The following is a 23,593-nucleotide window of genomic DNA, read 5'->3' on the forward strand; positions in this document are numbered from 1 at the left end:
CCCGGATTCAAGGGATAGCGCGAATATGCAAAAATTTCTTGCCCATTTGACAAATTATCGTTAGCAGTGTATTTTATGCAGTGTAAAATTTTTTTGCCGGAGTGGCGGAATGGTAGACGCAGCGGACTCAAAATCCGCCGGGGGCAACTCTGTGGGAGTTCGAGTCTCCCCTCCGGCATCGTGATAATATAAATATTTCATCAGGAGAGTAATATTTTATGCCTAACAAGAAATCCGCAGAAAGACGAGTCCATATAGCCGAACGCAACAGGTTATATAACAAGCACTGGACTTCACAATGCAAGACAGCCGTTAAAAGACTCTTAGAAGCTGTACAGGCCGGAAACAAAGACGAAGCAGTCAAGACCTTCAACACAGCACAGAGCGTAATCGACAAAGCAGTCGTAAAAGGCGTAATGCACAAGAATACAGCAGCAAGACGCAAAGAATTAATGGCACGGCATTTAAAGACTCTAAGTGCTTAACATTTAATCAAGTGAGCAAAACATAACGCCCGGGCAAACTGACACACCAGAACGCCCGGAAATTTTTTTATTTAACGCCATAAAAAAATGAGTCCCCCGCAAATTTCTTCTACGAGAGACTCAGGAAAACTCAAATTTTTTATTCGTTCGTCATTGCAACAGCTTTATCAAATAATTCGTTTACTTCCTTTGACGGTGCCGGAGAAATTAACGAGACTATCACTGCCGCTATTAATCCCGCAAAAAATCCCGGTATAATCTCATATACTCCCGTGTGAGACATGTAATTAAACCAGCAAATATCTACAACTGCACCGACAAATATTCCGACTGCCGCTCCCGAAAATGTGAATCTCTTCCAGAATAAACTAAGCATTATCGCAGGACCAAACGCAGCTCCGAACACTCCCCATGCATTTGAAACAAGCGCCATAATTGAACCTGCATTAGGATTCGACGCAATAAATAATGCCGCTACTGCAATCAATAATACTACAATACGGCCAGCCCACAGCATTTCACGACTTCCGGCCTTGTCCTTGCGTATAACAGGTCTGTAAACGTCCGAAGCAAACGCACTCGCCGCCGCTAATAATTGACTGTCCGCCGTACTCATCGCCGCCGCAAGAACAGCAGAAAGCAGCACTCCCGACACAACAGCGTGGAAAATTCTGCGTGTCATTACAACAAAAACTAGAGAATTTGTATTTATCGCCTCGTCAAAGCCTATAAACATTCTGCCGATTACTCCGACAAGCCCCGCAAAAGTTAATATTATAAGCGTCCAAGAAATTCCGATTTTCGCAGACTTTCTTAATTCGTGCTGTGATTTAATCGACATGAATCTAATTATAATATGCGGCATTCCAAAATAACCGAGTCCCCAGCCGAGTCCTGATGCTATGTCCTGCCAGCTTGAAAATAGATTCCAGTAATTAGGCGTTTCTTTCGCAATTGACCCGCCTGCTCCCGGTTCTAACATTAAAGCCGCTGCAATAGGTACGATTAACATTGCTGCTAATACTAACATCCCCTGAAAAAAGTCTGTCCATGATACAGCACTGAATCCGCCTAAAAATGTATAGCTGATTACTATAACTGCCGCTAAATACATTGCTATTGTCGTATCAAGCCCAGTTACCGTGTTAAATAATGTTCCGCAGGCCTTAATACTCGACGCAGCATAAATAGTATAAGCAACAAGAAATACTACAGCAGAAATTAACTGCAATGCACGCGAACTCGATAAAAATCTATTCGTCAAATATTGCGGGACAGTTATAGAGTCATTCGCTGCAATCGAGAACGCACGCAGACGGGGAGCTTCATAGATCCAGCTTAAAGAATATCCGACAGCAAGACCTACAGCTATCCAAATTTGACCGAGTCCAAGCGCATAAATAGAAGTAGGCAGTCCCATTAAGACCCACGCGCTCATGTCGGACGCACCAGCAGACAACGCAGCAACCCACGCGCCCATTTTGCGATCTCCTAAGAAATAGCCTTTTTCTGTCTGATTCTTGTCTCGGAAGAAAAAATATACTCCTATTGCAAGCATAAACAGCAGGTAAATTATAAACACGCTGACTTCTTGTAAATTCATATAATGCAAATCTCCTTGTCTCTATATAAAAATTTATTGAAGTATATCACACGCACAAAATTAACCGCCTAAATACGCTTTTCTCACTTCTGGCGACGACAATAATTCTTTTCCTGTGCCGGTCGTTACAATTTTTCCTGTCTCCATTACATAGCCCCGGCTCGCGATACTCAATGCCATTTGCGCGTTCTGTTCGACTAATAAAATAGTTGAGCCCCGTTTATGCAAATCTGCAATAATATCAAAAATTTGTTCTACTAAGATCGGAGCTAACCCCATTGAAGGCTCATCAAGCATTAACAATTTCGGCCTGCTCATTAGTGCGCGTCCCATTGCTAACATTTGCTGCTCTCCTCCTGAAAGTGTGCCGGCAACTTGGTTTTGTCTCTCTTCTAAGCGCGGGAAAAGTGTATAAACATTCTTTAAATCCTCATGAATATTTTTATTTGCCTGAGTGTATGCGCCCATCTCTAAATTTTCACGTACTGTCATTTGCGCGAAGACTCTACGGCCTTCAGGAACTTGCGCGAGTCCTCGTTCAACTATTTTGTGAGGTGCAATTTTCGCGAGTGACTCCCCTAGAAATGCAACATCGCCCGTGCTTGGATGCAGGAGTCCAGAAATAGTATTTAGAGTCGTCGATTTTCCTGCACCGTTTGCGCCGATTAGTGTTACAATTTCGCCCTCATAGACCTCAAATGAGATTCCTTTTATTGCGTGAATGCTGCCGTAATAGACATTGATATTTTCAACTTTCAAAACTGGCTCTGACATTTATTCGTCCTCCTTTTTTCGTCCGAGATAAGCCTCAATTACTGCCGGGTTTGCTTGAATCTCGTCGGGAGTACCTTTTGCTATGACTTGGCCGAAATTTAATACGCAGATTCCCTCGCAGATATTCATTACGAGACTCATATCATGTTCAATTAATATAATTGCGATTTGAAACATGTCATGAACTTTGCGAATATTGTCCATTAAATCAGCTGTCTCTGAAGGATTCATACCTGCTGCAGGTTCATCAAGCAATAATAACGACGGATTTGTAGCAAGTGCCCTGACAATTTCGAGTCTTCTCTGCGCGCCATAAGGGAGTGAGCCTGCTCTAACGTCTGCCATGTCCTGCATATCGAAAATTGAAAGCAGCTTTAATGCCCGTCTGTGTGCTGCAACTTCCTCGCGCCTGTAGTTCGGGAGCCTGAATATCGCGCTGAACATGTTATATTTCATTTCGTTATTCATAGCAGCTTTGACATTATCGACAACGCTTAAATTCTTGAATAATCTTATATTCTGAAATGTCCGGGCGATTCCTGCTTTGTTAATCTGCATTGTGTCAAGTCCGTGAGTGTCTTGACCATTTAATAAAATCGTGCCTTTTGTGGGCTGATAAACTTTTGTGAGTAAATTAAATACTGTCGTTTTTCCTGCACCGGTGGGGCCTATTAATCCTACAATTTCAGTGCGTCCGACAGTTAAATTAAAGTTGTCAACAGCTTTAATGCCTCCGAGAGTGATTCCCAGATTAATGCACTCTAAAACGGGTTCGCGGCCAAAATCTCTATCGGGCAAAATCGCGCGTGAAGGCACCGGAATATATTTTGTCTTAGCTTTCATTATTTATTCCTCCTCTTTGCGCTTGAAAGGGTTTAATCGTGCGAAGAAATATTTTATATCTTCGTTATTTGTCGTGAGCATTACAATTATTAATATTACCGCATAAAGCAGCATTCTATAATCGGAGAACTCGCGCAGTTTTTCCGGCAAAATAGTCAAAGCCGCCGCCGCAATCACCGAACCTAACATATTACCTTGACCGCCTAAGACTACGAAAACTAGAATCAATATCGACGTGTTGAAATCGAATTTATTAGCAACGATCGTAGAATAATTCATCGCAAATAACGCACCCGCCGCACCTGCCAAAGCTGCAGAAGTTACGAATGCCATCATCTTATATTTTGTAACGTCGAGTCCGATACTTTCTGCCGCAATCCTGTCATCGCGAATCGCCATAAACGCACGCCCAGCACGAGAATTTACAAGATTGAAGACTACCATTAGCGCAATCATCACGAGAATAAAACCAGCCGGAAAAGTCGAAATTTTTTGTATGCCGCTTATACCCATAGGACCGCGAATAATTAATTTTCCGCCCGGTAATAATCGCGTAGTGTCGGTCAACATGCTTAATTGAATCCCGCCAGAGTCAACGCCTAAATAAAAATTGTTGAGAAGACTCTTTATTATTTCACCGAACGCAAGAGTAACAATCGCCAAATAATCGCCCTTAAGCCTCAAAACAGGAATCCCGATCAAGAATCCCGCAACAGCAGCAAAAACCGCAGCAATTATCATAGCAATAGCAAGTCTTACAGGTGCAAACGGAATAAAATTTTGCATGAGAATCGCCGACGCAACGCCACTAAACGCACCGACAGACATAAACCCCGCATGACCAAGTGAAAGCTCGCCGGAAATTCCTACAACTAAATTTAATGACACCGCCATAACCATATAAGCGCAAATAGGGACTAACATTCCCCGCATTGTTGAACTCAAAAATTTTGTGCTGCTCATAGTCTGGCAAATTATATATGCAAGAATTACGATAAAATATGTCAGGTAAATTCTACGCGCTTCTACACGTTTTAAATTTATCAGCCTGCGCATTGTCATAATTTACACCTTCTCCTGTGTGTATTTACCGAGAAGTCCCGCAGGCTTCACAAGCAATACTATAATTAATACAGCGAAGACAACTGCATCAGATAATTGACTCGATATATAGGCCTTCGCAAAAATTTCAATTACTCCCAGCATCAAGCCTCCGAGAAATGCCCCCGGAATTGACCCGATACCGCCGAAAACTGCTGCTGTAAATGCCTTAATGCCGGGTAATGCTCCCGTTGTAGGCATTAAAGTCGGATATGCTGAACACAATAACGCCCCCGCAATCGCAGCAAGTCCGGATCCTATCGCAAATGTCATAGAAATTGTAGCGTTTACATTTATTCCCATTAACTGAGCCGCGCCCTTATCCTCTGAACATGCGCGCATAGCCTTGCCTAATTTCGTTTTGTTGATGAATAGAGTCAAGACAATCATAATAATTAAACACGTAATAATCGTCAAAGCTGTAACATATGAAATAGAAAGCTCGCCGTCAAATAATTTAAATGCTCCATGACCTACGATTGACGGGAAAACTTTAGGATTTGGCGACCATATTAATAAAGCTGAGTTCTGCAATAAATAACTGACTCCGATTGCCGTTATCAAGACTGCTAATGACGGAGCCTGCCTCAATGGCTTATACGCAAATTTTTCTATCATTATGCCCAAAAATGTACACGTTATAACTGCTAGAATAATGCCCAAAAGCGAATTAAGCCCGTAAGACGAAATTGTATTTACAAGCGAGTTAATGCCCAAATTTGACAATAAATCAGAAAACGGATCAAGCCCGTAACGCAGAATAACAAAGAAGCAGACATATGCTAGTGCGTCAGAGTAAGCAAAATTTAACATTCTTGCAACCGTCCGGATTATTGCAGATATAATTATAATTGCAACAACGCTCAAGAAAATACTAAGTCCGTAATGCGACCCCGCGTAAAAGCACACGTAAGCACCTATCATTATTACATCGCCGTGAGCAAAATTTAACATTTTCGCAATACCGTACACCATCGTATAACCAAGCGCGATAATTGCGTAAATGCTGCCTAAGCTAATGCCGCTGATAAAATAATTAAGGAATGTCATAGATAAATATATAGCTCCTTACACAAAAAGAGCAGCCGGAATTTTTCAAGGCCGACTCTTTCCGACTGCCCGCAAAATTTTCTAGTGAAATAATAATTAGTCAAGTCCGACATATGCGCCGTTCTTGATTACCATTCCTTTAGGATCCTTCGAGACTTCGCCGTTTTTCGCCCATGTTACGTTTGAGCCTGTTACGCCGTTGAATGTCATAGTAGTAAACTGCTCGATCATTTTTGCGCAAAGGTCTTCTGCGTCCATGTCCGGTGTAGCTTTTGCCTGAGTCAATGCCTGGCAGTAAGCATATACACAGTCATAACCATCTGCGGCGAACTGATTCGGGATTTCTCCGTGTCTCTTCTGGTACTCTGCAACAAATGCTCTAGTCTTCTCGTCGTTTGCATCTGCGTTAAACGGTGTGAGCAAAATAACGCCCTCTGCAAGTGATTTGTCAAAGCCTTCCATTGTTAATATGCCGTCCATGCCATCAACGCCAAACCATTTAGGAGCATAACCCATTGACTTGGCCTGTGCAAAAATTAAGCTCGCGGGCTGGTAGTACATCGGCAAGAAAACAAGTTCTGCGCCGTTTTTCTGAGCGTCTGTAAGCTGTACGGAGAAATCGTTATCATTACCGTCTGCAAATGTTGTCTCGCTCACGATTTCAAGACCTAATTTCGGTGCGGTCTCTACAAATGTATCGCGTATACCCTTTGAATATACATCGTCATTTTTCCAGATAACAGCAACTTTTTTCGCTAAATTTTTATTTGCGATATATTGCGCGCTTGCACTGCCCTGGTTAGGATCTACAAAGCACATTTGGAAAACGTTATCTTTGCCTTCTGTTACTGCACGTGCTGAAGCTGACGGAGTAAGAGCAAATATTCTATCTGCAAAATTTTCTGCTGCTGTTGCTTCACAGGGCTTTGACGTTACAGAACCGAGAGAAATCTGCATTCCCCAATCTTTTAATGCATTGTAGGCGTTAACGGCCTTCTCTGCGTCGTGAGTGTCGTCCTGATAGTTAAGCTCGAATTTGATATCGCCGTTCATTGCGTTAATTTCGTCTACTGCGATTTGTGCGCCTCTCATTGCGGCCATTCCGTAAATTGCTGCTCCGCCCGTAAGTGGTGCAGTTCCGCCGAGTTTGAATGCTGCCCCGAAAGCGCATGAAGCCATTGCAAGAATTAAAAGCGCGCAGGTTAAAATTTTCTTTGTCATGATGAAAATATAATCTCCTTGCCTAAAAAATTTATGCTTTATCCTGAAAATATCTAATTACGGCCATTAAGAAATTTTCAGAGTTTCAGCCCAAAATATATATACACAAAAAAAGCGGTTGTTACACCGCCTGTCATTCTCTCGTTATAAGCGCGGTAGGCAGGATTCGAACCCACGACCTAAGGCTCCGTAGGCCTTCGCTCTATCCAGCTGAGCTACTACCGCAGGAATATTATGGCGGTGGGTGTGAGATTCGAACTCACGATAGAGTTATTAGACCCTATACTCACTTAGCAGGCGAGCGCCTTCAGCCTCTCGGCCAACCCACCAAATTTTTAAAACTTTGAGTATATTATAACGCAGATAAATTCTTGTCAAATGAAATTATAATTTTTCTTGCGAGCAGCTCATTTAATTCACGTGAAATATTATCGCAAAAATTTACGGGTATATCTGCATTTACGCTGACAATCTCGTTATATTGCCACTTTATATTTATTGCGTTGTGATTCTCAAGTAAGCGCGTGATTAATCCCGTTGAATTATATTCGAGTGCGATAAAAAATTTTTTCGTGATTATGCATTCTTTTATTTCTGCGAGTTCGAGTGCCTTTGCTGCCGTTTGTCCGTAAGCGTCGATTAAGCCTCTTGTGCCGAGCTTGACTCCCCCGAAATAGCGCGTAACTATTACCATGACATTAACGAGTCCTGAACGTTTTATAGCGTTTAAAATTGGCTTGCCTGCTGTTCCTGAAGGTTCGCCGTCGTCGGATGAGTACTCGTTCCCGTCGGATAAAATATAAGCTCTGCAATTATGAGTCGCGTCTCTGTGTTGCGAAATTATGCGCGATAAAAAATTTTTTGCTTCGTCCTCGTTGTGTATTGCCTCAAGATTTGCGATGAAGACAGAACGTTTTATTTTTTCCTCGTAAATTGCAGGGCCTGCGGGCTCGTTATAGCTCGTTCCAGACATCTTTTATTTTGCGCCATGAATTTGCGATCGAGTCAGAAAGAACGCGGGTATCAGACAAAACCGGCATGAAATTATTATCACCGTTCCAGCGCGGGACAATGTGTCTGTGTAAATGGCCGTCGACTCCTGCGCCTGCTGTGCGTCCGAGATTGATTCCCATGTTAAAGCCGTCGGGATTCATAACTTTTTTGAGCACCTGCACAGCCTTTGACGTGAGATTATGCATTTCGAGGGCTTCAGTGTCAGTCAATGACTCGTAAATATTCGTGTGCCTGAAGGGAATTATCATTAAATGGCCGGGGTTGTAGGGATAAAGATTCATGATAACGAAACAAGTTTTACCGCGATAAACTATAAAATGTTCGTCGTCGTGATTCTCTGCCGGGAAGTCGCAAAAAATGCAGCCTTCGTGCTTGGGTGCTTCAATGTATGACATTCGCCACGTTGCGTATAATTGCTTCATGAAAATTTTGACTCCTTTATGAATTTATGATGACATTATAGCGCAAAACTCCCTTTCGCCCACGAGCGACGAATTATATAGGGCGGGCGGGTGGGAACTACATATTAAACCACGAGCGATAAATTAACCGTGTATGATCGTGATATAATATTTGCGAAATTTCCCATTAATTGCGAATAAATAATTTTACAACTACATTTGCAACTACAAAAATGTCGATTCGTTCTTGCAATGATAAATGTTTATGGAGAAAAATTTTTTATTAATGACTCATTTTGCGCACGAGAAATTTTTTCACGCAGACTCTCACAAAAATTTTGCAGACCCCTTCACACATAAACGCGAGAAAATAACAATTTCAGCTTCATGCATTAAATTATTGCGAAAATATAAATTTTATTCTGTCCGGCAATAAGTGCTTACGGAGAAAAATTTTTATTAGTGATTTATTTTGCGCACGAGAAATTTTTTCAAGCAGACTCTCACACAAAATTTTGCAGACCCCTTCACAACAAATAAAGTCAAAAGCGAAAAACTTTTTACAACCGGTGCCGACTCGTTGGCCTCAACATAAACACGTCATGCAAAAGTTTTACAGCTATTAAAGTGTGTTGACTATATAGTATCGCACAAACATAAATTTTCTTTCTGTCCGGTAAAGTGTATCGGTCTCTACGCAATTCGTTCTGCCCGCCCGGATTTAAGAAGATTTTTACTGAATACAATATGCACTCACATTAACGCGCTTAATAATGTAGTATAATGCAAGAAATTTTTATAAACGTGAGGAAAATTATTCACATGACAGATAAAAAAATTGCTGTACTTTGCGGAGGCGACGGCAAAGAACGTGAAGTATCACTCAAAAGCGGCGCAGCAGTTCACGAGGCATTAAAAGATTCTGGCTTCAACGTCGAAATTATTGACCTGCACTCAATGAACGAAATCGAGAGAGTCAGAGATTTTGACGCAGTATTTATCGCAATGCACGGCGACTGGGGCGAAGGCGGACAACTTCAAGAAAAATTAAGTGAAATGGGCATAATTTACACAGGTTCAGGCCCGCAGGCAAGCTCTAACGCTATGAACAAATGGAAGGCCCGCGAATTATTTGCAAGCGTAAATATAAATATTCCTGAAGGTTTGTTATTGCCCGCTGATTATGACGAAATTATAAATAAACTCGGACGCAATGTCGTTGTAAAGCCATGTTCAGGAGGAAGCACCGTCGGAATCACTATAATTCATGACTTGACACCCGAAAAATTAAATGACGCTATCAAGACCGCACGCGCAAATTATGACTCCGATGTCATGATAGAAAAATATATTAACGGCCGCGAATTAACTTGTGCAGTATGGGAGCATGACGGAAAAATTGAAGCTCTCCCCGTTATAGAAATCGCACCTCACACGGGATTCTATGACTACACTAATAAATATACAGCTGGAGCAACTGAATATATCGTACCTGCAAAAATTGACGGGAACGCAAAAATTTCTATAAGCGATATGGCCGTGAAAGCTCATAAAGTTTTGGGATGCAAAGAATACAGCCGCGCAGATTTTAGACTCACTCCCGAAAATAAAGCATTCATTCTCGAAGTCAATACAGCTCCAGGAATGACCGCAACGAGTCTCGTACCCAAAGCAGCAAAGGCCGCAGGAGTCAGCATGTCCGATTTCGTGAAATTTATTATGAATGAGGCGATTAATAATGCAGCTGATAGAAAATAATGAACCTTTAGTGCAGGCGAGTCTATATCCCGAAAAAATTTTAGTGCGGAGCTGGTACTATAACGAGGGATTGACGGGGAGTCTTCCTGAAGTTTGGCTGCGAAAATCTGTCTATGAGCATTTATTACAGGCTGCCGAGTCTCTTCCTGATGATTTGCGCTTTATAATCTGGGACGGGTGGCGGTCGTTCGAGCTGCAAACTTTTTTATTTGACACGTTATTTGCGAGAAATAAAGCAAAAGGCGTTACAGATGAGGAAGCACTAAGACTCACGAAAATTTTTGTAGCTTTTCCCTCAAAGAATCCCGATGATGTGTCCGGACATTTGACGGGCGGAGCTGTTGATTTGACTCTGGCTGACAAATACGGGCATTATTTACCGATGGGCGGAGAGTTCGACGACACCGAAGAGCATTCACACACAAATTTTTATGACAATCACGAGTTATTAAGCGAAAATAAAAATGTAATCGCACGCAATAATCGCATGACTCTTTTACGCGTGATGAGTGAGGCAGGTTTCAGCAATTATCCGTCTGAATGGTGGCATTACGATTTTGGCAACAGAGCATGGGCAGAGCGAACAGGACAAGATACAGCTTTTTACGGCTATATAGAGCCTCCGTTCAAGTGGCGTTAATCGTGTTTGCTGAATACACACCCGCAATAATTTTGACGATAGAGACCAAGCAATTTTGACTCTCTGACTGAACGAAGAAAGCCGTTATTTTTGCGCCAGACTCTATTTTGCCATGTTAATCCGTGATGAGCAGAAATTTTTTCGCCTAAATCATTTATCAGACTCACATTTTTATGGGGGCTTATTGTCAGGGTAGTGCAAAAATTTTCGCAGCCTAATTTTTTTGCGAGCAATGCACCTGACTCAAGCTGAATCTTGAAGCACTCTTCACACCTTTTGCCGCCTTCTGGTTCATGTTCGAGTCCGGAAATTTTTTCGAGCCACTCAGACGGATTATAATTTGATATTTCGCAGTTAATTCCGGTATGAGTCATTAATTTGTGCAGAGCCTCAAACCGTAAATTATACTCGTCGAACGGGTGAATATTTGAGCCGTAAAAGAAGCCTTTAACGTTCCAGCCTTCCGAAATTAAATCAGGTACAGGCACGCAGGCATCAGGGGCACAGCAAATGTGAAGCAAAATATTTTTTCTCTCTGACAATTAATAAAGCCTCCTTAAAATTTTATTGTTAATTATACGCCGTTATTTATATTGACAACTATCTATATTTAATTTATTATTGCCGCAAAATTAATAGACAAATATCTATATAGAAAGGTGTAAATAAAAAATGTCGTGGGAATTTTTCCAGAGTCAAATATTAGCTATGAGATGGCTTAATGATTTAATCGGCAGAGGACTCGAATCTCTCGGGCTTGACATAAAATCGAGTTTTGCCGGCAGCTTGCAGTTTTTTATCTATGACGTAATCAAAATAAGTGTATTGCTGTGCGTGTTTATATTTATGACGGCATTTATTCAAAGCTATTTTCCGCCCGAACGCAGCAAAAAAATAATGGGACGTTTTCGGGGAATTTTCGCGAATTTAATTGGTGCAATGCTGGGATCTCTGACTCCTTTCTGCGCGTGTTCATCAATTCCGATTTTTATAGGCTTCACAAGTGCGGGGCTGCCTTTGGGTATGACGTTCTCGTTTTTGATTGCCTCACCGATGATAAATCCCGGAAGTTTTGCGCTGTTAATTAGCGTCTTCGGTGCAAAAATAGCGTTTGCTTATGTAATAATAGGATTTGCGCTCGCGGTTACGGGAGGGATCGTGATAGAAAATTTGCACATGGGAGAATACGTTGAAGAAAAAGTTTATAATCATTCGGGAGAAAATGACACAAAAATTGCTGACATGACAATAAATCAGCGTCTAAAATTTGCACGTAATGAAGCAGCCGAGACGTTTACATATTTATTCAAGTATATATTAATCGGCGTAGGAATCGGCGCAATAATTCATAATTGGATACCAGAAAAATTTATAGAGTCAATTCTGGGCAATAATAACCCGTTCGGCGTGATACTTGCTGTAATAGTCGGTACTCCGATATATGCAGATATTTTCGGGACGATACCTATTGCAGAGGCTTTGCTTGCGAAGGATGCGGCACTGGGAACGATTTTAAGTTTTATGATGGCCGTTACAGATTTGAGTCTGCCGTCATTGATAATGCTGCGAAAAGTTTTAAAGCCGCGTTTACTGGGGACATTTATTGCAATATGCGTTGTCGGAATTATAATAATCGGGTACATATTTAATTTTTGCGGAGAAATTTTTATATAATGGGAATAAATGATATTGCTTCAATCTGCAAGGCTTTAAGCGACGTTAACAGGCTTCAAATAGTAGAGCTTTTGACATCGGGCGAAAAATGCGCGTGTGAGTTATTAGAACATTTCAAGATAACGCAGCCGACTCTATCTCATCACATGAAAGTGCTTTCAGACTGCGGGCTGTTGCATAATAGGCGTGAGGGCGTAAAAATTTTTTATGCTTTGAACTGTGTAACGCTGACTGAATTTAGAGAGTTTATATCCGGGTTGAATTGCAATAAAATATTATAAGTTTATCGCGATATTATTTTTTCGTGTGCTTGCTTGATATAATTTTATTTGGTAAAATTTTCAGTACTTGTAAAAAACGCGTCATAATTTTGTATGAGTTGGAAGATGAGCTATGAAACGTAAAATTTTTTGTTCACTCATGATTATTGCGTTTGCTGTGTTTGCGATTATCAGTCTCGGAGGCTGCGGAGGGAGTCCAGGTGTCCCCAGCGATGTGCCTGATTCTAATCCTGATTCGCCTGATTCATCGAGTCCGCGCGCTATCATAATAGGAAGTCTGACGGAATCCCGTTTAAGTGCAAGCAAATTAGCTCCGTACTTTAATGAAATACTCACAGAAAAACTTGATTTATCAGATATGGACGGTGCAATTTCTGTTATTGATACTCTTACGTCAAGAGATTTTCTCTTCTTCAGCAGCGTTAAAGATAATATCCCATCAGCGGCCGGCGAAGAATTTTATAACAGTTTGGCGGCTGCTCACAAAAATGGTGTTATTATTGTAGCTGTCTATCCTGATTCAGCCGATATTGATATTATAGAAACAATTATTAACACTGAACACGATTTAGCACAACCTGTTGACGACGCAAAAGATAAACACTTTGAGCTTCTGTCCGTTGCATTAAGAACTTTGCCGAATGGAATGCCTCACACTTTTGTATATGTAGACGACAGCAGCACAAACACCGGAGATTTAATCAGCTTTGAAGAATCGCAGGCAAGTAGTTACGACATTTTTGTATCGCCTGACGTTTTCAGCAATGACACAGGAATCAGCGGAGACCGCGCAAATGATAACCCGCTCGGTGTTACGCCGTTGACAAGTGAACAAGTTGAGGACTCATTACATAGTTCAAGAGTTGATAATTTCTTTCAGTGGTGGACAGAATCAATTGACACAGAAATTAATAATGCAGCTGCTGATATGAAAATTGCCGTAGACAAATTCAAGATAGCCGCTAGTACTGCCGAAGAAATAGAAAAACTTGTAACAGGTGTAACGACAACTAAAGCTGATAATGTCTCGTGGTCATTCATAGATTATTATAATCAATTCGGGAAAAATAACGCCAACTTTCAAAAATTTGCTGATAAATGCGATTTCGATAATGAGAGACTGCTTAATAAATACTGGAGCGGATTTAAGATCAGCCGTGAGACATTTTCACAATATAGGGCGATAAGTTTTCATTCATTCGAGAAACATCTTGATTATTACTTAGTGATAAGCCGTGCAAATACTCAGCCCAAGAGTATTGTAATAGCAGCTGCTGAAGGAATAAAGACACGCGATGAAGTCCCCGGTGCAGGAGCTTATAATTATGCTGTAATTCTCGGCTACACAAAAGGACTCTTCACTGACATTCAACGGACTTATACATTTGGCAGTCATATACATTATGTACCCAATCAAACAGTCAATAAAGGTAAAAGCTACACCGACACAAACGGCTGGAGCATTACGGGCGGAATATCATTTAAAGGCGGTGCAGATGAGAAGGGCCCATCAGGTGAAGGAAGCGCATCATTTACTGCTGGAGTGAGTCATACAAGCTCTACAACATGGCAGGGACAAGACTACGAAGTAATACCGGAACCGAGCGGGAACTGGCTGGCGCGCTGGTGTCTTAATATTGATTATCCGAGTTTTTCAAGCGGGTGGCAAATTTCAACTGCTGCACAAACTTCTGTAACTTTGGACACTGAGTCAATATGGGAGACAACATCAAGAAATTTCAAGGTAAAGGGGCGCGCTTTCTGGTGGGAAGGTTTTGCATGGTGTCATGACTCTTGGATATTAGGTTATCCATCTTATATGTGTGCATTAACTCATTCAGGCGGGTGGGTAAATATTTCTCTTCCTCGTCCTCCTAGAATCGGCGTAGAAAAAATTTCGGACAGCGGCACTAAAGAAGGTAAATTATATTCGACAAAACTTTATTCCGACGGCAACTGGACAGCAACAACGGACTCAGATTGGATTACTCTTCAGGCTGCGTCAGGCGGTGCAGAGACGGGAAAAGATTTTTACTACACAGTAGCACCTAATGAGACAGGCGCAACAAGAACAGGCTATATTACAATTGATGCAGGAGGATACGGCCATACACAAATTGAATTTGTTCAGTCAGCATATTAACAGCGATATAAAAAATTTCATGCCCCGTAGTGATTCATAGCTGCGGGGTTTTCTTATGCGCAAAAATTAATTTATAATTAGCAAAAATTTTGATTTATTACTATTACAGAGAGAAGGAAAAAAAATTTGCTGACACTCGATAAAGTTTATCACGCGGCTTATATTTTACGTGAATGTGCGAGAAAAACGGATTTAATCGCAGCACCCAAATTGAGCGAAAATCTTTATCTCAAGACAGAAAATTTACAGGTAACAGGCAGCTTTAAATTACGTGGAGCATATTACAAAATTTCTCAGCTTTCCGACGAAGAGAAATCACGCGGCATAGTTGCATGTTCAGCAGGCAATCACGCGCAGGGAGTCGCAATGTCCGCAGCCCGCAAAGGTATATCTTCAACAATATGTATGCCCGACAGCGCACCCGTTATGAAAGTTGACAGCACAAAGAAACTCGGAGCAAATGTTGAACTCGTTCGCGGCACTTATGACGATGCACACGACAGAGCCGTGCAATTAGTGCAGGAAACGGGAGCAACTTTTATACATCCATACGACGACGATTTTGTTATAGCAGGTCAAGCGACTATAGGACTCGAAATTCTTGATCAGCTCGAAGACGTTGAGGCCGTTATCGTTCCCATAGGCGGAGGCGGTTTAATTTCGGGAGTTGCATTTGCGGTGAAATCTCTCAAACCTGATGTGAAAATTTACGGCGTTCAGGCAGCAGGAGCACCCAGCATGTATAATTCATTCAAGGCACATCAGCGCGAGACATTAGAAAGCGTTTCAACCTTTGCGGACGGAATCGCAGTCAAGAATCCAGGCGAGAACACTTTTAATATTATCTCCCAATATGTTGACGATATTGTTTGCGTCTCTGAAGATGAAATTGCGGCTGCCATTCTTGCACTAATCGAGAAGCAGAAATTAATCGCTGAAGGTGCCGGGGCGGTCTCTGTTGCTGCTGAAATGTTCAATAAATTACCCGTTGAAGGCAAGAAAACTGTTTGCGTTATATCGGGCGGAAATATTGATGTAAATATTTTATCGAGGGTCATAACTCGCGGACTCATGATGACAGGACGAAATATAAATTTAACGATTCAATTAGTAGACAAGCCCGGACAATTGCAGGACGTTTCGCGGATTATTGCCGAGTGCGGAGCAAATGTCGTATCAGTCTATTACGATCACGGAGACACTAACATGGCAATAACAAGCTGTTTTCTCAAATTAGCACTTGAGACTCTCAATGAAGAACAAATTTACACCATCAAAGAGAGACTCACCCGTGAAGGCTTTAGAATCGTTACAGAAAGGGTTTAGACCATGCGAAAAATTTTACTTGCTTTGACTCTCGTTATAGTGCTTGTGAGTCCTGTTTTAGCTGCAAATTTACTTGATGACTACGATATTATAATTGCTGGTGCGGGGCCGAGCGGTATTGCTGCAGCGATTCAGGCTTCAAAAATGGGTGTAAGCGTCTTAGTTGTTGAACCTACAAATTTATTGGGCGGACAAATGACGGCTGCAGGAGTCTCTACAATGGATGATTTAAGCGGTCAGACAAGCGGACTCTATGCAGAATTTATAAATCGAATCGAGGAATATTACACATCACGAGGCAAATCAACCGGCACATGTTACTGGGAAAAGAATAATAAAGCGGCAGAACCTCATGTGATTCACAAAATTTTGTCTCTCATGTCAGGAGGCGAGGACGAACCCGACATAATTTATAAATCGCACATTATCGGCGTTCTGACAGAAAAAATTATTGCTGTAACGGGCGAAAACGTGAACGAAAATTTATGTGTCAAGGGCGTAATCATTCAGACTCCAGAGGGCAAGAAAAATATCACCTGCAAAATTTTAATCGACGCGAGCGAATACGGGGATGTTATTGCAATGTCGGGCGCAGAATTTCGAGCAGGGCCGGCAATGATTCAAGACATAACTTGGACAGCAATAATCCGCAAATATCCTGAAGGAGTACCAGCAAAATTAAAGCCTTCTCAACCTCTGCCCGGTTATGACATGGCAAAATGGAACTACGAAAATTACGTGTTAAAGAATGCAGCAGGCTTTCAGGGGACTTATCCTGTTAAACCTCCTGTAAATTTCATGACTCATAATGCATATAGAGCTTTGCCGGACTCATTTTTGCCGGGAAATTATGACGCAGAGCAGCCGGAATTAATTACTAAAACTTGTGTGAACTGGGGCAACGATTACCCGGGCGCATACAAGTGGCGTGGCAAATATGGTCTTCCCGTCGAATATCTCACAGATTTAGATTTACGCGCAAGAATCGAACGCGACGCACTAATAAAGACTCTTCACTTCATTTATTATATTCAACACGAACTCGGCGAGTCATGGTCAGTCGATGAGAACGAATATAACGAACTCCCCGACTCAGCAAAAGATTTACCGCTTGAATGGCAGGAAATAGCGCGTCATTTGCCCCCAGTGCCTTATGTCAGAGAATCGCGAAGAATCATAGGTCTTCACACTCTTACATCTGAAGAACTGCACAGAAATTCATCAAGCTATCACAATGACAACGGCAATAACGAATTTAGCGACGCAATAGCAATAGGCCGTTACGATTTAGATTTACACTTGGCAGACGCTGACTCAGATATGGACATGAACGAAAAACGCGAATTTATCACGAGTCATAAACCAGTCGGAAATTTCCAGATTCCATTACGAATATTAATCCCTGCAAAAGTTGACGGACTTATCGCAGCCGAGAAAAATTTATCAATGTCGCGTTTAGTGTCGGGAGCTTTGAGAGTCCAGCCGATAACAATGATGACCGGCCAAGCAGCAGGAGTCTTAGCAGCACTCGCAGTAAATAAACGAGTCCAGCCCAGAGAAATAAAAGCTATTGACGTTCAGCGCGAGTTATTGAAGGCAGGAGTCAAATTATCGTTATGCAATTATTCAGACGTTCAAGAAGGAAATAAATTTTTTGCAAGCGTTCAGATAGTGAGTCTCTATGATTTAATGCAGGCAAAGGACGCAAATATTTTCGGGGTTGATGACATAGTGAGCGAGTCAGAAACGGCAAAAATCGCAGAAAAAGTTAATTCACTCGCAGGCAAAAAAATGGAAATTCCAAATATTACGGGCTTAACGAGGGGAGAAGCTGCCGACCTTATCGCAAATTTAGTTGATAAAATGCCGTCCCGCTAAGTATTTAATATTATATAATTGTAGAAAAATTTTTTATTCTTTATTGAATTGAGGAGCTTAATTTTATGAACACACGTTCACTTGACGAAAATTTTATAGTCAATGCTTATAACCGTTTTGAAGTTGAGATTGCGTCGGGGTCTAACTCATTGATTTATGACTCTGACGGGCGCGAATATATTGACATGGGAAGCGGTATCGGCGTTAATTTGTTCGGTGCTGCCGACGAAGAATGGCGTAATGCAGTTATTGCCCAGCTCGAAAAGATTCAGCACACTTCTAATTTGTATTATAACGAACCTTGCGCGAGACTTGCCGAAATGCTTTGCAAACGTTCAGGAATGAGTCGCGTTTTTTTCTCGAACTCAGGAGCAGAAGCTAACGAGTGCGCCATCAAAGCCGCTAGAAAATTTTCAGCCGACACAAAAGGAGATAATTATTTTACGATTATTACTCTATGGAACAGCTTTCACGGCAGGACAATAACGACTCTTGCAGCAACGGGACAAGAACATTATCACGAATTATATCAGCCTTTAACGCCGGGATTTGTGCACGCTCATGCAGGAAATATTGACGAGCTCGAAAAACTTTCACAAGAAAATAAACTTGCAGCAATCATGATAGAGTGCATACAAGGTGAGGGCGGAGTCGTAGCTTTGACTCATGAATATGCAGAGGCGATAAAAAAATTTGTCCGCGAGAAAAATATTTTGCTGATAATTGATGAAGTCCAAGCGGGCAACGGCAGAACGGGAAAATTATTTTCTTACGAGCATTACGGATTTGAACCCGATATTGTAACAGTCGCAAAAGGTCTCGGAGGAGGACTCCCAATCGGCGCGACGTTATTTAATGCGAAAGTTCAGAACGTTTTTAATCACGGGGATCACGGCTCAACGTTCGGCGGGAATCCTGTAATTTGTGCAGGAGCCTGCAATATTTTATCGCGCATTGACGACGATTTATTGAATGAAGTAACGAGAAAAGGCGAAATTTTGCGTGAGATTCTAGCAGATTTTAACCCGACCGGTATAGGCTTAATGCTGGGGGTAAAACCTTCGAGACCATCACGAGAGGCCGCGCAAGAATGCATTAACAACGGAGTATTATGCACAACTGCAAAGGATAAATTACGATTATTACCGCCTATAAATATACCTGAAAGTTTGTTAGTGAAGGCAGGAAAAGTTATCGCACAAGCCTGCAAGTAATGAGAATGAAGGCCGCCGCCTCGCTCCCACCCGCCCACCCCGCTCGGCGGCGGAAAACATCCAACACTGTTATAAATTATTTGCTAATGTGCTTCTGATTTCAATTTAGCAAACTCTTCGCGCACAAGATTTTTAATTTCCTGCTCTACCATGAAATTTTTTCGTGAATCACGATACATTTCACGAAACATAGGAGCAAGCGTTATAACAAATCCTATTAAAGCAACAACTACAGCAATAACCATGAACCAAACATTTTGAGAATGCTGTAACATGTCTATTTTTGTAGTGTTAATTAAGACATTTTTGTCAATAGCTTGTATCTCTGCTTTCAAATCTCTAATTCCATTATTAAACATTTCTACTGTTATGTATTCTTTATTTTCTGCCATTAGAATCATACTCCCTGCTATAAAATTATTTCCAGAAATGCATAATTATAGATGTTGCTACCTGCACAAATCCGACGAATACAGCGACAATAATCCCCCATTTTGCTGCACTATATGATTGACTGTCTTTGATGTCATCGATTCGGGAATTAAGGCCGTTAATTGCTACTGAAAAAGTGTCTATAACGCCCTCAATACGCGCATTAATAGCTTTAATTTCTCCTGACATATCCGTAATACGGTTTTCAATAGCGTTAAAGCGTTCGTCTATCTTACTAAACCGTTCGTCAATCCTGCGCATACTCTCGTTAAAAACTTCTTCGCGTACGTATCTCTCATTTTCTGCCATTGTAATCACCTCCATTCAAGAAAAAATTTATCACTAATATTTTACTATAACTTAATGCTTGACTAACTGCTCATGATAGAAATAATTTACAATTATCGGCGGTGCGTCAAATGGCCTATTAAATGAGTCATCGTTCCTGACATAATCAAGTCCATTATCGCGCGCAAAAATTTTTATCTCCTCGTCGAGTGCCTGCCAGTAGCCTAAATCTTTTCGTGTGTAAATTGCGTGATAAAGCGAGTCTAATTCCGGCCTGTTCGCGTGAATCCAGTTCAATATAACCGGCTTATAATTTCCCCTGAGATTCAAATTTTCAAGCCACACTAAATTGCAAATATCTTTAGCGCGGGTGATTATTGCTTTAACATCAGTAATTCCCGGAAAAATCGGCGAAATAAAACAGGTCGTTCGAATACCTGACTCATGAAAAATTTTCATAGCGTTTAATCTTCGTTCAATGCTCACGGCTCTATCCATTGAGGCACGAAATTTTTCATCAAGAGTGTTAATCGACCATGAGACTCGCGGATTCTTGAAGGTCTTTATCAGGTCCAAATCTCGCAAAATTAAATCTGACTTTGTTGCAATACTTATTTTTGCGCCGCTGCCCTGTAATTCTTCAAGCAATTTTCTAGTTCTGCAAAATTTTTCTTCGAGAGGCTGATACGGATCTGTTACTGACGATAAAAAAATTTCTTTGCCGTTATATTTGCCCGCTTTGAGTGGAGGCCAAGTCTTTATGTCAACAAATTCGCCCCATTCCTCAGGGTGATTCGTGAATCTCTTCATGAATGAGGCATAACAATATTTGCAAGCGTGTGAGCAGCCTATATAGGGATTCGCTGAATAATCAGAGACCGGCAGATTTGAACGCGTTAAAATGCTGCTTGATTCTACGTGATTAATCTGCATTGTATTCGCCCGTGAAGACTTCGACAGCAGGCCCCGTCATTAAGTATTTATCATCGGGAAAAATTTTTATCTGCAAGTCTCCGCCCCTCAAGTGTATTAATACGTCTGAGTCCAATTTTCCAGCCTTAAAGCCTGCAAACGCCGCCGCAGTCGCACCAGTCCCGCACGCAAGAGTCTCACCGCTGCCACGTTCATAGACACGCATATTTATTTCTGAACGCGAAATAATTTCTATAAATTCCGAATTTACGCGGCGTGGGAATCTTTTATGAGTCTCGAAATAATCGCCTTCTATCGCAAATTTTGAGTCAGGCCACTTGAATATGTCAATTAACTGCGGGTTGTCTTCAATGAAATATACTGCGTGTTCTGTGCCGGTGTAAGCTCCTATAAATTTTAGATTCATGTCGTGAACTATAATATTTTCGGGTAAATCGCTCGTAATTTGCGCCTTGCCCATGTCAACACTTGCGCTTGAGACCCGCCCATTTTCGACCGTTAAAGCAATTTCCTTCACGCCTGCAGGTGTATCAATAAAAGTTTTCCGCTTGTCAGGTGAGATTATGCCGTGATCGTAAATAAATTTTGCCGTGCACCTGATTCCGTTTCCGCACATTGTACCGGCCGAACCGTCTGCATTGTATAACTGCATAAAAGCGTCTGCATTCTTTGAAGGTTGTATCAAAATTAGTCCGTCGCTGCCGACTCCAAAATGCCTGTCAGAAATTTTTATTGCCAGCTGTTCAGGATTATTTATTTTCTCGTGAAAGCAGTCAACGTAAATATAATCATTACCGCAGCCGTGCATCTTTGTAAATTTCATTTATTGTGCGCTCCTTTCGAGTGTAAAAATTTCATTAAGCGTCATGGGTTTGCCGAAATAATATCCCTGCGCCATGTCAAAGCCTATTGATGTCAAGTATTCTAACTGTTCGGAGGTCTCAACACCTTCAGCAAGCGCCTTCATGCCCATTAGACGAGCCATTGAGAGACTCGAACTGATAATATATTTTGCTTTGTCAGATTTATTTATGTCAAAACCGTTCAAGAATTCCATATCAAATTTTACTGTGTCGAAATTATAATCTTTCAGCACATTTAATGACGAATAGCCCGTGCCAAAATCGTCCATCCAAATTTCATGTCCGGAAGCTCTAAATTTTTCTATGCCGAGATTCAATAATGCTGTGTCGTCCTCGTTTACGCTTTCTGTTATTTCGATTCTAATCATTTCGGGAGGGACATTGCAGGACGATAAAATTTTTTCTGTCTCGCTGTAAATGTCGCATAACTCAAAATCTAAGCGCGATAAATTTATAGAAACCGGCAATAATTGCAGCCCTGAGTCATGTCTTGATTTATAATCCCTGCAAACCTGCCTTAATGAGTGCAAATCTATTTTATGAATCTCTCTATACTGCTCAAGAGTCGGGATAAAGTCTGAAGGCGAAATAAAACCGTGTTCGGGACTGTTCCAGCGTGCAAGGGCTTCAACCTCGCAAATTTTCCCGTCAGAAAGATTCACAATCGGCTGATAAAGTGTCCTGATATAATCGTGCTTCATTGCGTAATCAAGATTATCTAATATATATTGCTGCATTGATAATTCACGGCTCATTTCGTCATGAAACATGCAGGAGCTAATACTATGATTCTTGCGTATACTGTCGCAGGCTAATTTTGCGCGGTCGCAGGAGATTCGCACGTCCTCATTGTTTGCGCTCGTTGAAGGTAAATAAATTCCGGCTCTAAGTCTCAGCGTAATATTTTGATGTATTGCGTAAATATATGCTTGAATGTTCTCGATATTAGTCTCGGCCGTCGTCCAGTCCGTAAGAATCACAAAATTGTCATCGTTGAAGCGCGCAATTAGATCATCAGGAAAAATTACGGTCAAAGCATTTGCAATCTCACGCAATAATTTATCGCCGTGATTATAGCCGAATCTGCTGTTAAACATTTTGAAATTGTCGAGATTCAGCCACACGAAAGCAGCTCCCTTTTTGCCGGAATTAATTATTTCTGCTGCCTTAGTGTGAAATTCTGTGCGCGTTAAAAGATTTGTCAATGAGTCCATAAATTAGTCAAGAAATTCAAATAAATTTAACCCGATAGAGTCATTAAATTTGCGTTCGACGACGTAATTATTAGTGCTGCCCTCTGAAATATCGTCAATAAGCATTTCAAAAGTTGCGCTTACTGTTGCTTTAACGAGATGGCCGCCGAAAACTTGACCGTCTTTATTTGCTGCGCTCATGTGAATATGTGAATAAACTTTGCCGTCTTTAGTTGTGATTGTGCCCCATAAACTTGTAATTTCTGCGGGAAAATCGAATTTATTTGAGTGAAATTTTTTCTCGTTGATGTCAAAGAGTCCGACCTCAAAATTTTCAACTGCTCCGAGTGCTTTAACTTCAGCGAGAGTAATTTTTTCTTTGACGCAAAAATCTTCGAGAGTTGAAATTATTTCCTCGCCCTTGTCCATTCTCACAAAAAATTTATTTCCGAACCGCCTGAACTGCATAATAAATTTA

Annotated in this window: 25 protein-coding genes and 3 tRNA genes; 11 read left to right on the forward strand and 17 right to left on the reverse strand. The window is 41.3% G+C overall.

The genetic code is table 11. The features are described 5' to 3' along the window. Positions 1-95: 95 nt before the first annotated feature. Positions 96-178 (forward strand) — tRNA-Leu (locus tag IJT21_05550). A gap of 40 nt (positions 179-218) precedes the next feature. Then, positions 219-485, forward strand: coding sequence for a 30S ribosomal protein S20 (locus IJT21_05555; GenBank protein MBQ7577712.1), 267 nt, complete (start codon positions 219-221; stop codon positions 483-485). 139 nt (positions 486-624) lie between these two features. On the opposite strand, the gene IJT21_05560 is transcribed toward IJT21_05555, so the two are convergent. The 10 genes from IJT21_05560 to IJT21_05605 all read right to left on the reverse strand — a co-directional run bounded on the left by IJT21_05560 (position 625) and on the right by IJT21_05605 (position 8,513). Beyond that, entirely contained in the window at positions 625-2,088 is a 1,464-nt protein-coding gene (locus tag IJT21_05560; GenBank protein ID MBQ7577713.1) for a sodium/proline symporter, read from the reverse strand. A gap of 60 nt (positions 2,089-2,148) precedes the next feature. Continuing rightward, complete coding sequence (locus IJT21_05565) at positions 2,149-2,862, reverse strand: ABC transporter ATP-binding protein (protein ID MBQ7577714.1); 714 nt, start codon at positions 2,860-2,862, stop codon at positions 2,149-2,151. Then, positions 2,863-3,705, reverse strand: coding sequence for an ABC transporter ATP-binding protein (locus IJT21_05570; GenBank protein MBQ7577715.1), 843 nt, complete (start codon positions 3,703-3,705; stop codon positions 2,863-2,865). It abuts the gene before it with no gap. Positions 3,706-3,708: 3 nt separating this feature from the next. Further along, positions 3,709-4,767, reverse strand: coding sequence for a branched-chain amino acid ABC transporter permease (locus IJT21_05575; GenBank protein ID MBQ7577716.1), 1,059 nt, complete (start codon positions 4,765-4,767; stop codon positions 3,709-3,711). A 3-nt stretch (positions 4,768-4,770) separates the two neighbouring features. Beyond that, positions 4,771-5,856 (reverse strand): branched-chain amino acid ABC transporter permease, encoded by a 1,086-nt coding sequence (locus tag IJT21_05580; protein MBQ7577717.1) that lies wholly within the window; start codon positions 5,854-5,856, stop codon positions 4,771-4,773. Positions 5,857-5,952: 96 nt separating this feature from the next. Beyond that, positions 5,953-7,077 (reverse strand): ABC transporter substrate-binding protein, encoded by a 1,125-nt coding sequence (locus IJT21_05585; GenBank protein ID MBQ7577718.1) that lies wholly within the window; start codon positions 7,075-7,077, stop codon positions 5,953-5,955. A 151-nt stretch (positions 7,078-7,228) separates the two neighbouring features. After that, a tRNA-Arg gene (locus tag IJT21_05590) sits at positions 7,229-7,302 on the reverse strand. A gap of 10 nt (positions 7,303-7,312) precedes the next feature. Further along, positions 7,313-7,406 (reverse strand) — tRNA-Ser (locus tag IJT21_05595). Between the two features lie 23 nt (positions 7,407-7,429). Continuing rightward, positions 7,430-8,050, reverse strand: a complete 621-nt coding sequence (locus IJT21_05600) for a YigZ family protein (GenBank protein MBQ7577719.1) — start codon at positions 8,048-8,050, stop codon at positions 7,430-7,432. After that, complete coding sequence (locus tag IJT21_05605; protein ID MBQ7577720.1) at positions 8,031-8,513, reverse strand: HIT domain-containing protein; 483 nt, start codon at positions 8,511-8,513, stop codon at positions 8,031-8,033. Before IJT21_05605 ends, IJT21_05600 begins: the two co-directional genes overlap by 20 nt. 265 nt (positions 8,514-8,778) lie before the next feature. Between IJT21_05605 and IJT21_05610 the strand changes: the two genes are divergently transcribed. The 3 genes from IJT21_05610 to IJT21_05620 all read left to right on the forward strand — a co-directional run bounded on the left by IJT21_05610 (position 8,779) and on the right by IJT21_05620 (position 10,890). Beyond that, a complete protein-coding gene (locus IJT21_05610; protein MBQ7577721.1) occupies positions 8,779-8,928 on the forward strand; it encodes a hypothetical protein in 150 nt (49 codons plus the stop codon). A 386-nt stretch (positions 8,929-9,314) separates the two neighbouring features. Continuing rightward, positions 9,315-10,250, forward strand: a complete 936-nt coding sequence (locus tag IJT21_05615) for a D-alanine--D-alanine ligase (protein ID MBQ7577722.1) — start codon at positions 9,315-9,317, stop codon at positions 10,248-10,250. After that, complete coding sequence (locus IJT21_05620) at positions 10,216-10,890, forward strand: M15 family metallopeptidase (GenBank protein ID MBQ7577723.1); 675 nt, start codon at positions 10,216-10,218, stop codon at positions 10,888-10,890. The genes IJT21_05615 and IJT21_05620 overlap by 35 nt, the downstream gene beginning before the upstream one ends. Here the strand turns inward: IJT21_05620 and IJT21_05625 are convergent. Then, positions 10,887-11,432 carry an epoxyqueuosine reductase QueH gene (locus tag IJT21_05625; protein MBQ7577724.1) on the reverse strand — a complete coding sequence of 182 codons (546 nt, stop codon included), beginning with the start codon at positions 11,430-11,432 and terminating at the stop codon, positions 10,887-10,889. The two genes, IJT21_05620 and IJT21_05625, sit on opposite strands and share 4 nt — an antisense overlap. Before the next feature lie 130 nt (positions 11,433-11,562). Between IJT21_05625 and IJT21_05630 the strand changes: the two genes are divergently transcribed. The 6 genes from IJT21_05630 (at position 11,563) to IJT21_05655 (ending at position 19,406) form a co-directional block, all read left to right on the forward strand. Continuing rightward, positions 11,563-12,564 (forward strand): permease, encoded by a 1,002-nt coding sequence (locus IJT21_05630; GenBank protein ID MBQ7577725.1) that lies wholly within the window; start codon positions 11,563-11,565, stop codon positions 12,562-12,564. Continuing rightward, positions 12,564-12,845, forward strand: coding sequence for a helix-turn-helix transcriptional regulator (locus tag IJT21_05635; protein MBQ7577726.1), 282 nt, complete (start codon positions 12,564-12,566; stop codon positions 12,843-12,845). The genes IJT21_05630 and IJT21_05635 overlap by 1 nt, the downstream gene beginning before the upstream one ends. 112 nt (positions 12,846-12,957) lie before the next feature. Beyond that, positions 12,958-14,988 carry a hypothetical protein gene (locus tag IJT21_05640; protein MBQ7577727.1) on the forward strand — a complete coding sequence of 677 codons (2,031 nt, stop codon included), beginning with the start codon at positions 12,958-12,960 and terminating at the stop codon, positions 14,986-14,988. Between the two features lie 126 nt (positions 14,989-15,114). Continuing rightward, entirely contained in the window at positions 15,115-16,314 is a 1,200-nt protein-coding gene (locus tag IJT21_05645) for a threonine ammonia-lyase (GenBank protein MBQ7577728.1), read from the forward strand. Positions 16,315-16,317: 3 nt separating this feature from the next. Continuing rightward, positions 16,318-18,192: an FAD-dependent oxidoreductase gene (locus IJT21_05650; protein MBQ7577729.1), complete on the forward strand. Its 1,875-nt coding sequence runs from the start codon at positions 16,318-16,320 to the stop codon at positions 18,190-18,192. A gap of 65 nt (positions 18,193-18,257) precedes the next feature. Next, on the forward strand, positions 18,258-19,406 hold the full coding sequence (locus IJT21_05655) for an aminotransferase class III-fold pyridoxal phosphate-dependent enzyme (protein ID MBQ7577730.1): 1,149 nt from the start codon (positions 18,258-18,260) through the stop codon (positions 19,404-19,406). An 83-nt stretch (positions 19,407-19,489) separates the two neighbouring features. Here the strand turns inward: IJT21_05655 and IJT21_05660 are convergent, their stop codons facing one another. From IJT21_05660 to IJT21_05685, 6 genes are read right to left on the reverse strand one after another with little or no spacing between them, the layout of a single operon-like run. Beyond that, positions 19,490-19,807 carry a hypothetical protein gene (locus IJT21_05660; GenBank protein ID MBQ7577731.1) on the reverse strand — a complete coding sequence of 106 codons (318 nt, stop codon included), beginning with the start codon at positions 19,805-19,807 and terminating at the stop codon, positions 19,490-19,492. Between the two features lie 16 nt (positions 19,808-19,823). Beyond that, positions 19,824-20,147, reverse strand: coding sequence for a hypothetical protein (locus IJT21_05665; protein MBQ7577732.1), 324 nt, complete (start codon positions 20,145-20,147; stop codon positions 19,824-19,826). 51 nt (positions 20,148-20,198) lie between these two features. After that, on the reverse strand, positions 20,199-21,059 hold the full coding sequence (locus IJT21_05670; GenBank protein ID MBQ7577733.1) for a radical SAM protein: 861 nt from the start codon (positions 21,057-21,059) through the stop codon (positions 20,199-20,201). After that, a complete protein-coding gene (locus IJT21_05675) occupies positions 21,049-21,882 on the reverse strand; it encodes a diaminopimelate epimerase (protein ID MBQ7577734.1) in 834 nt (277 codons plus the stop codon). Before IJT21_05675 ends, IJT21_05670 begins: the two co-directional genes overlap by 11 nt. Continuing rightward, on the reverse strand, positions 21,883-23,136 hold the full coding sequence (locus IJT21_05680) for an EAL domain-containing protein (protein ID MBQ7577735.1): 1,254 nt from the start codon (positions 23,134-23,136) through the stop codon (positions 21,883-21,885). It lies immediately after the preceding gene. Between the two features lie 3 nt (positions 23,137-23,139). Beyond that, positions 23,140-23,583 (reverse strand): DNA-binding protein, encoded by a 444-nt coding sequence (locus tag IJT21_05685; protein MBQ7577736.1) that lies wholly within the window; start codon positions 23,581-23,583, stop codon positions 23,140-23,142. Positions 23,584-23,593 lie beyond the last annotated feature (10 nt).

It is taken from the genome of Synergistaceae bacterium, assembly GCA_017443945.1.
Lineage (GTDB): Bacteria > Synergistota > Synergistia > Synergistales > Aminobacteriaceae > JAFUXM01.

Bases quoted from the DNA above. Each gene is read 5' to 3' on its own strand.
- IJT21_05555 (MBQ7577712.1), top strand. From the start codon at position 219: ATGCCTAACAAGAAATCCGCAGAAAGACGAGTCCATATAGCCGAACGC.
- IJT21_05560 (MBQ7577713.1), bottom strand. From the start codon at position 2,088: ATGAATTTACAAGAAGTCAGCGTGTTTATAATTTACCTGCTGTTTATG.
- IJT21_05565 (MBQ7577714.1), bottom strand. From the start codon at position 2,862: ATGTCAGAGCCAGTTTTGAAAGTTGAAAATATCAATGTCTATTACGGC.
- IJT21_05570 (MBQ7577715.1), bottom strand. From the start codon at position 3,705: ATGAAAGCTAAGACAAAATATATTCCGGTGCCTTCACGCGCGATTTTG.
- IJT21_05575 (MBQ7577716.1), bottom strand. From the start codon at position 4,767: ATGACAATGCGCAGGCTGATAAATTTAAAACGTGTAGAAGCGCGTAGA.
- IJT21_05580 (MBQ7577717.1), bottom strand. From the start codon at position 5,856: ATGACATTCCTTAATTATTTTATCAGCGGCATTAGCTTAGGCAGCATT.
- IJT21_05585 (MBQ7577718.1), bottom strand. From the start codon at position 7,077: ATGACAAAGAAAATTTTAACCTGCGCGCTTTTAATTCTTGCAATGGCT.
- IJT21_05600 (MBQ7577719.1), bottom strand. From the start codon at position 8,050: ATGTCTGGAACGAGCTATAACGAGCCCGCAGGCCCTGCAATTTACGAG.
- IJT21_05605 (MBQ7577720.1), bottom strand. From the start codon at position 8,513: ATGAAGCAATTATACGCAACGTGGCGAATGTCATACATTGAAGCACCC.
- IJT21_05610 (MBQ7577721.1), top strand. From the start codon at position 8,779: ATGACTCATTTTGCGCACGAGAAATTTTTTCACGCAGACTCTCACAAA.
- IJT21_05615 (MBQ7577722.1), top strand. From the start codon at position 9,315: ATGACAGATAAAAAAATTGCTGTACTTTGCGGAGGCGACGGCAAAGAA.
- IJT21_05620 (MBQ7577723.1), top strand. From the start codon at position 10,216: ATGAGGCGATTAATAATGCAGCTGATAGAAAATAATGAACCTTTAGTG.
- IJT21_05630 (MBQ7577725.1), top strand. From the start codon at position 11,563: ATGTCGTGGGAATTTTTCCAGAGTCAAATATTAGCTATGAGATGGCTT.
- IJT21_05635 (MBQ7577726.1), top strand. From the start codon at position 12,564: ATGGGAATAAATGATATTGCTTCAATCTGCAAGGCTTTAAGCGACGTT.
- IJT21_05640 (MBQ7577727.1), top strand. From the start codon at position 12,958: ATGAAACGTAAAATTTTTTGTTCACTCATGATTATTGCGTTTGCTGTG.
- IJT21_05650 (MBQ7577729.1), top strand. From the start codon at position 16,318: ATGCGAAAAATTTTACTTGCTTTGACTCTCGTTATAGTGCTTGTGAGT.
- IJT21_05655 (MBQ7577730.1), top strand. From the start codon at position 18,258: ATGAACACACGTTCACTTGACGAAAATTTTATAGTCAATGCTTATAAC.
- IJT21_05660 (MBQ7577731.1), bottom strand. From the start codon at position 19,807: ATGATTCTAATGGCAGAAAATAAAGAATACATAACAGTAGAAATGTTT.
- IJT21_05665 (MBQ7577732.1), bottom strand. From the start codon at position 20,147: ATGGCAGAAAATGAGAGATACGTACGCGAAGAAGTTTTTAACGAGAGT.
- IJT21_05670 (MBQ7577733.1), bottom strand. From the start codon at position 21,059: ATGCAGATTAATCACGTAGAATCAAGCAGCATTTTAACGCGTTCAAAT.
- IJT21_05675 (MBQ7577734.1), bottom strand. From the start codon at position 21,882: ATGAAATTTACAAAGATGCACGGCTGCGGTAATGATTATATTTACGTT.
- IJT21_05680 (MBQ7577735.1), bottom strand. From the start codon at position 23,136: ATGGACTCATTGACAAATCTTTTAACGCGCACAGAATTTCACACTAAG.
- IJT21_05685 (MBQ7577736.1), bottom strand. From the start codon at position 23,583: ATGCAGTTCAGGCGGTTCGGAAATAAATTTTTTGTGAGAATGGACAAG.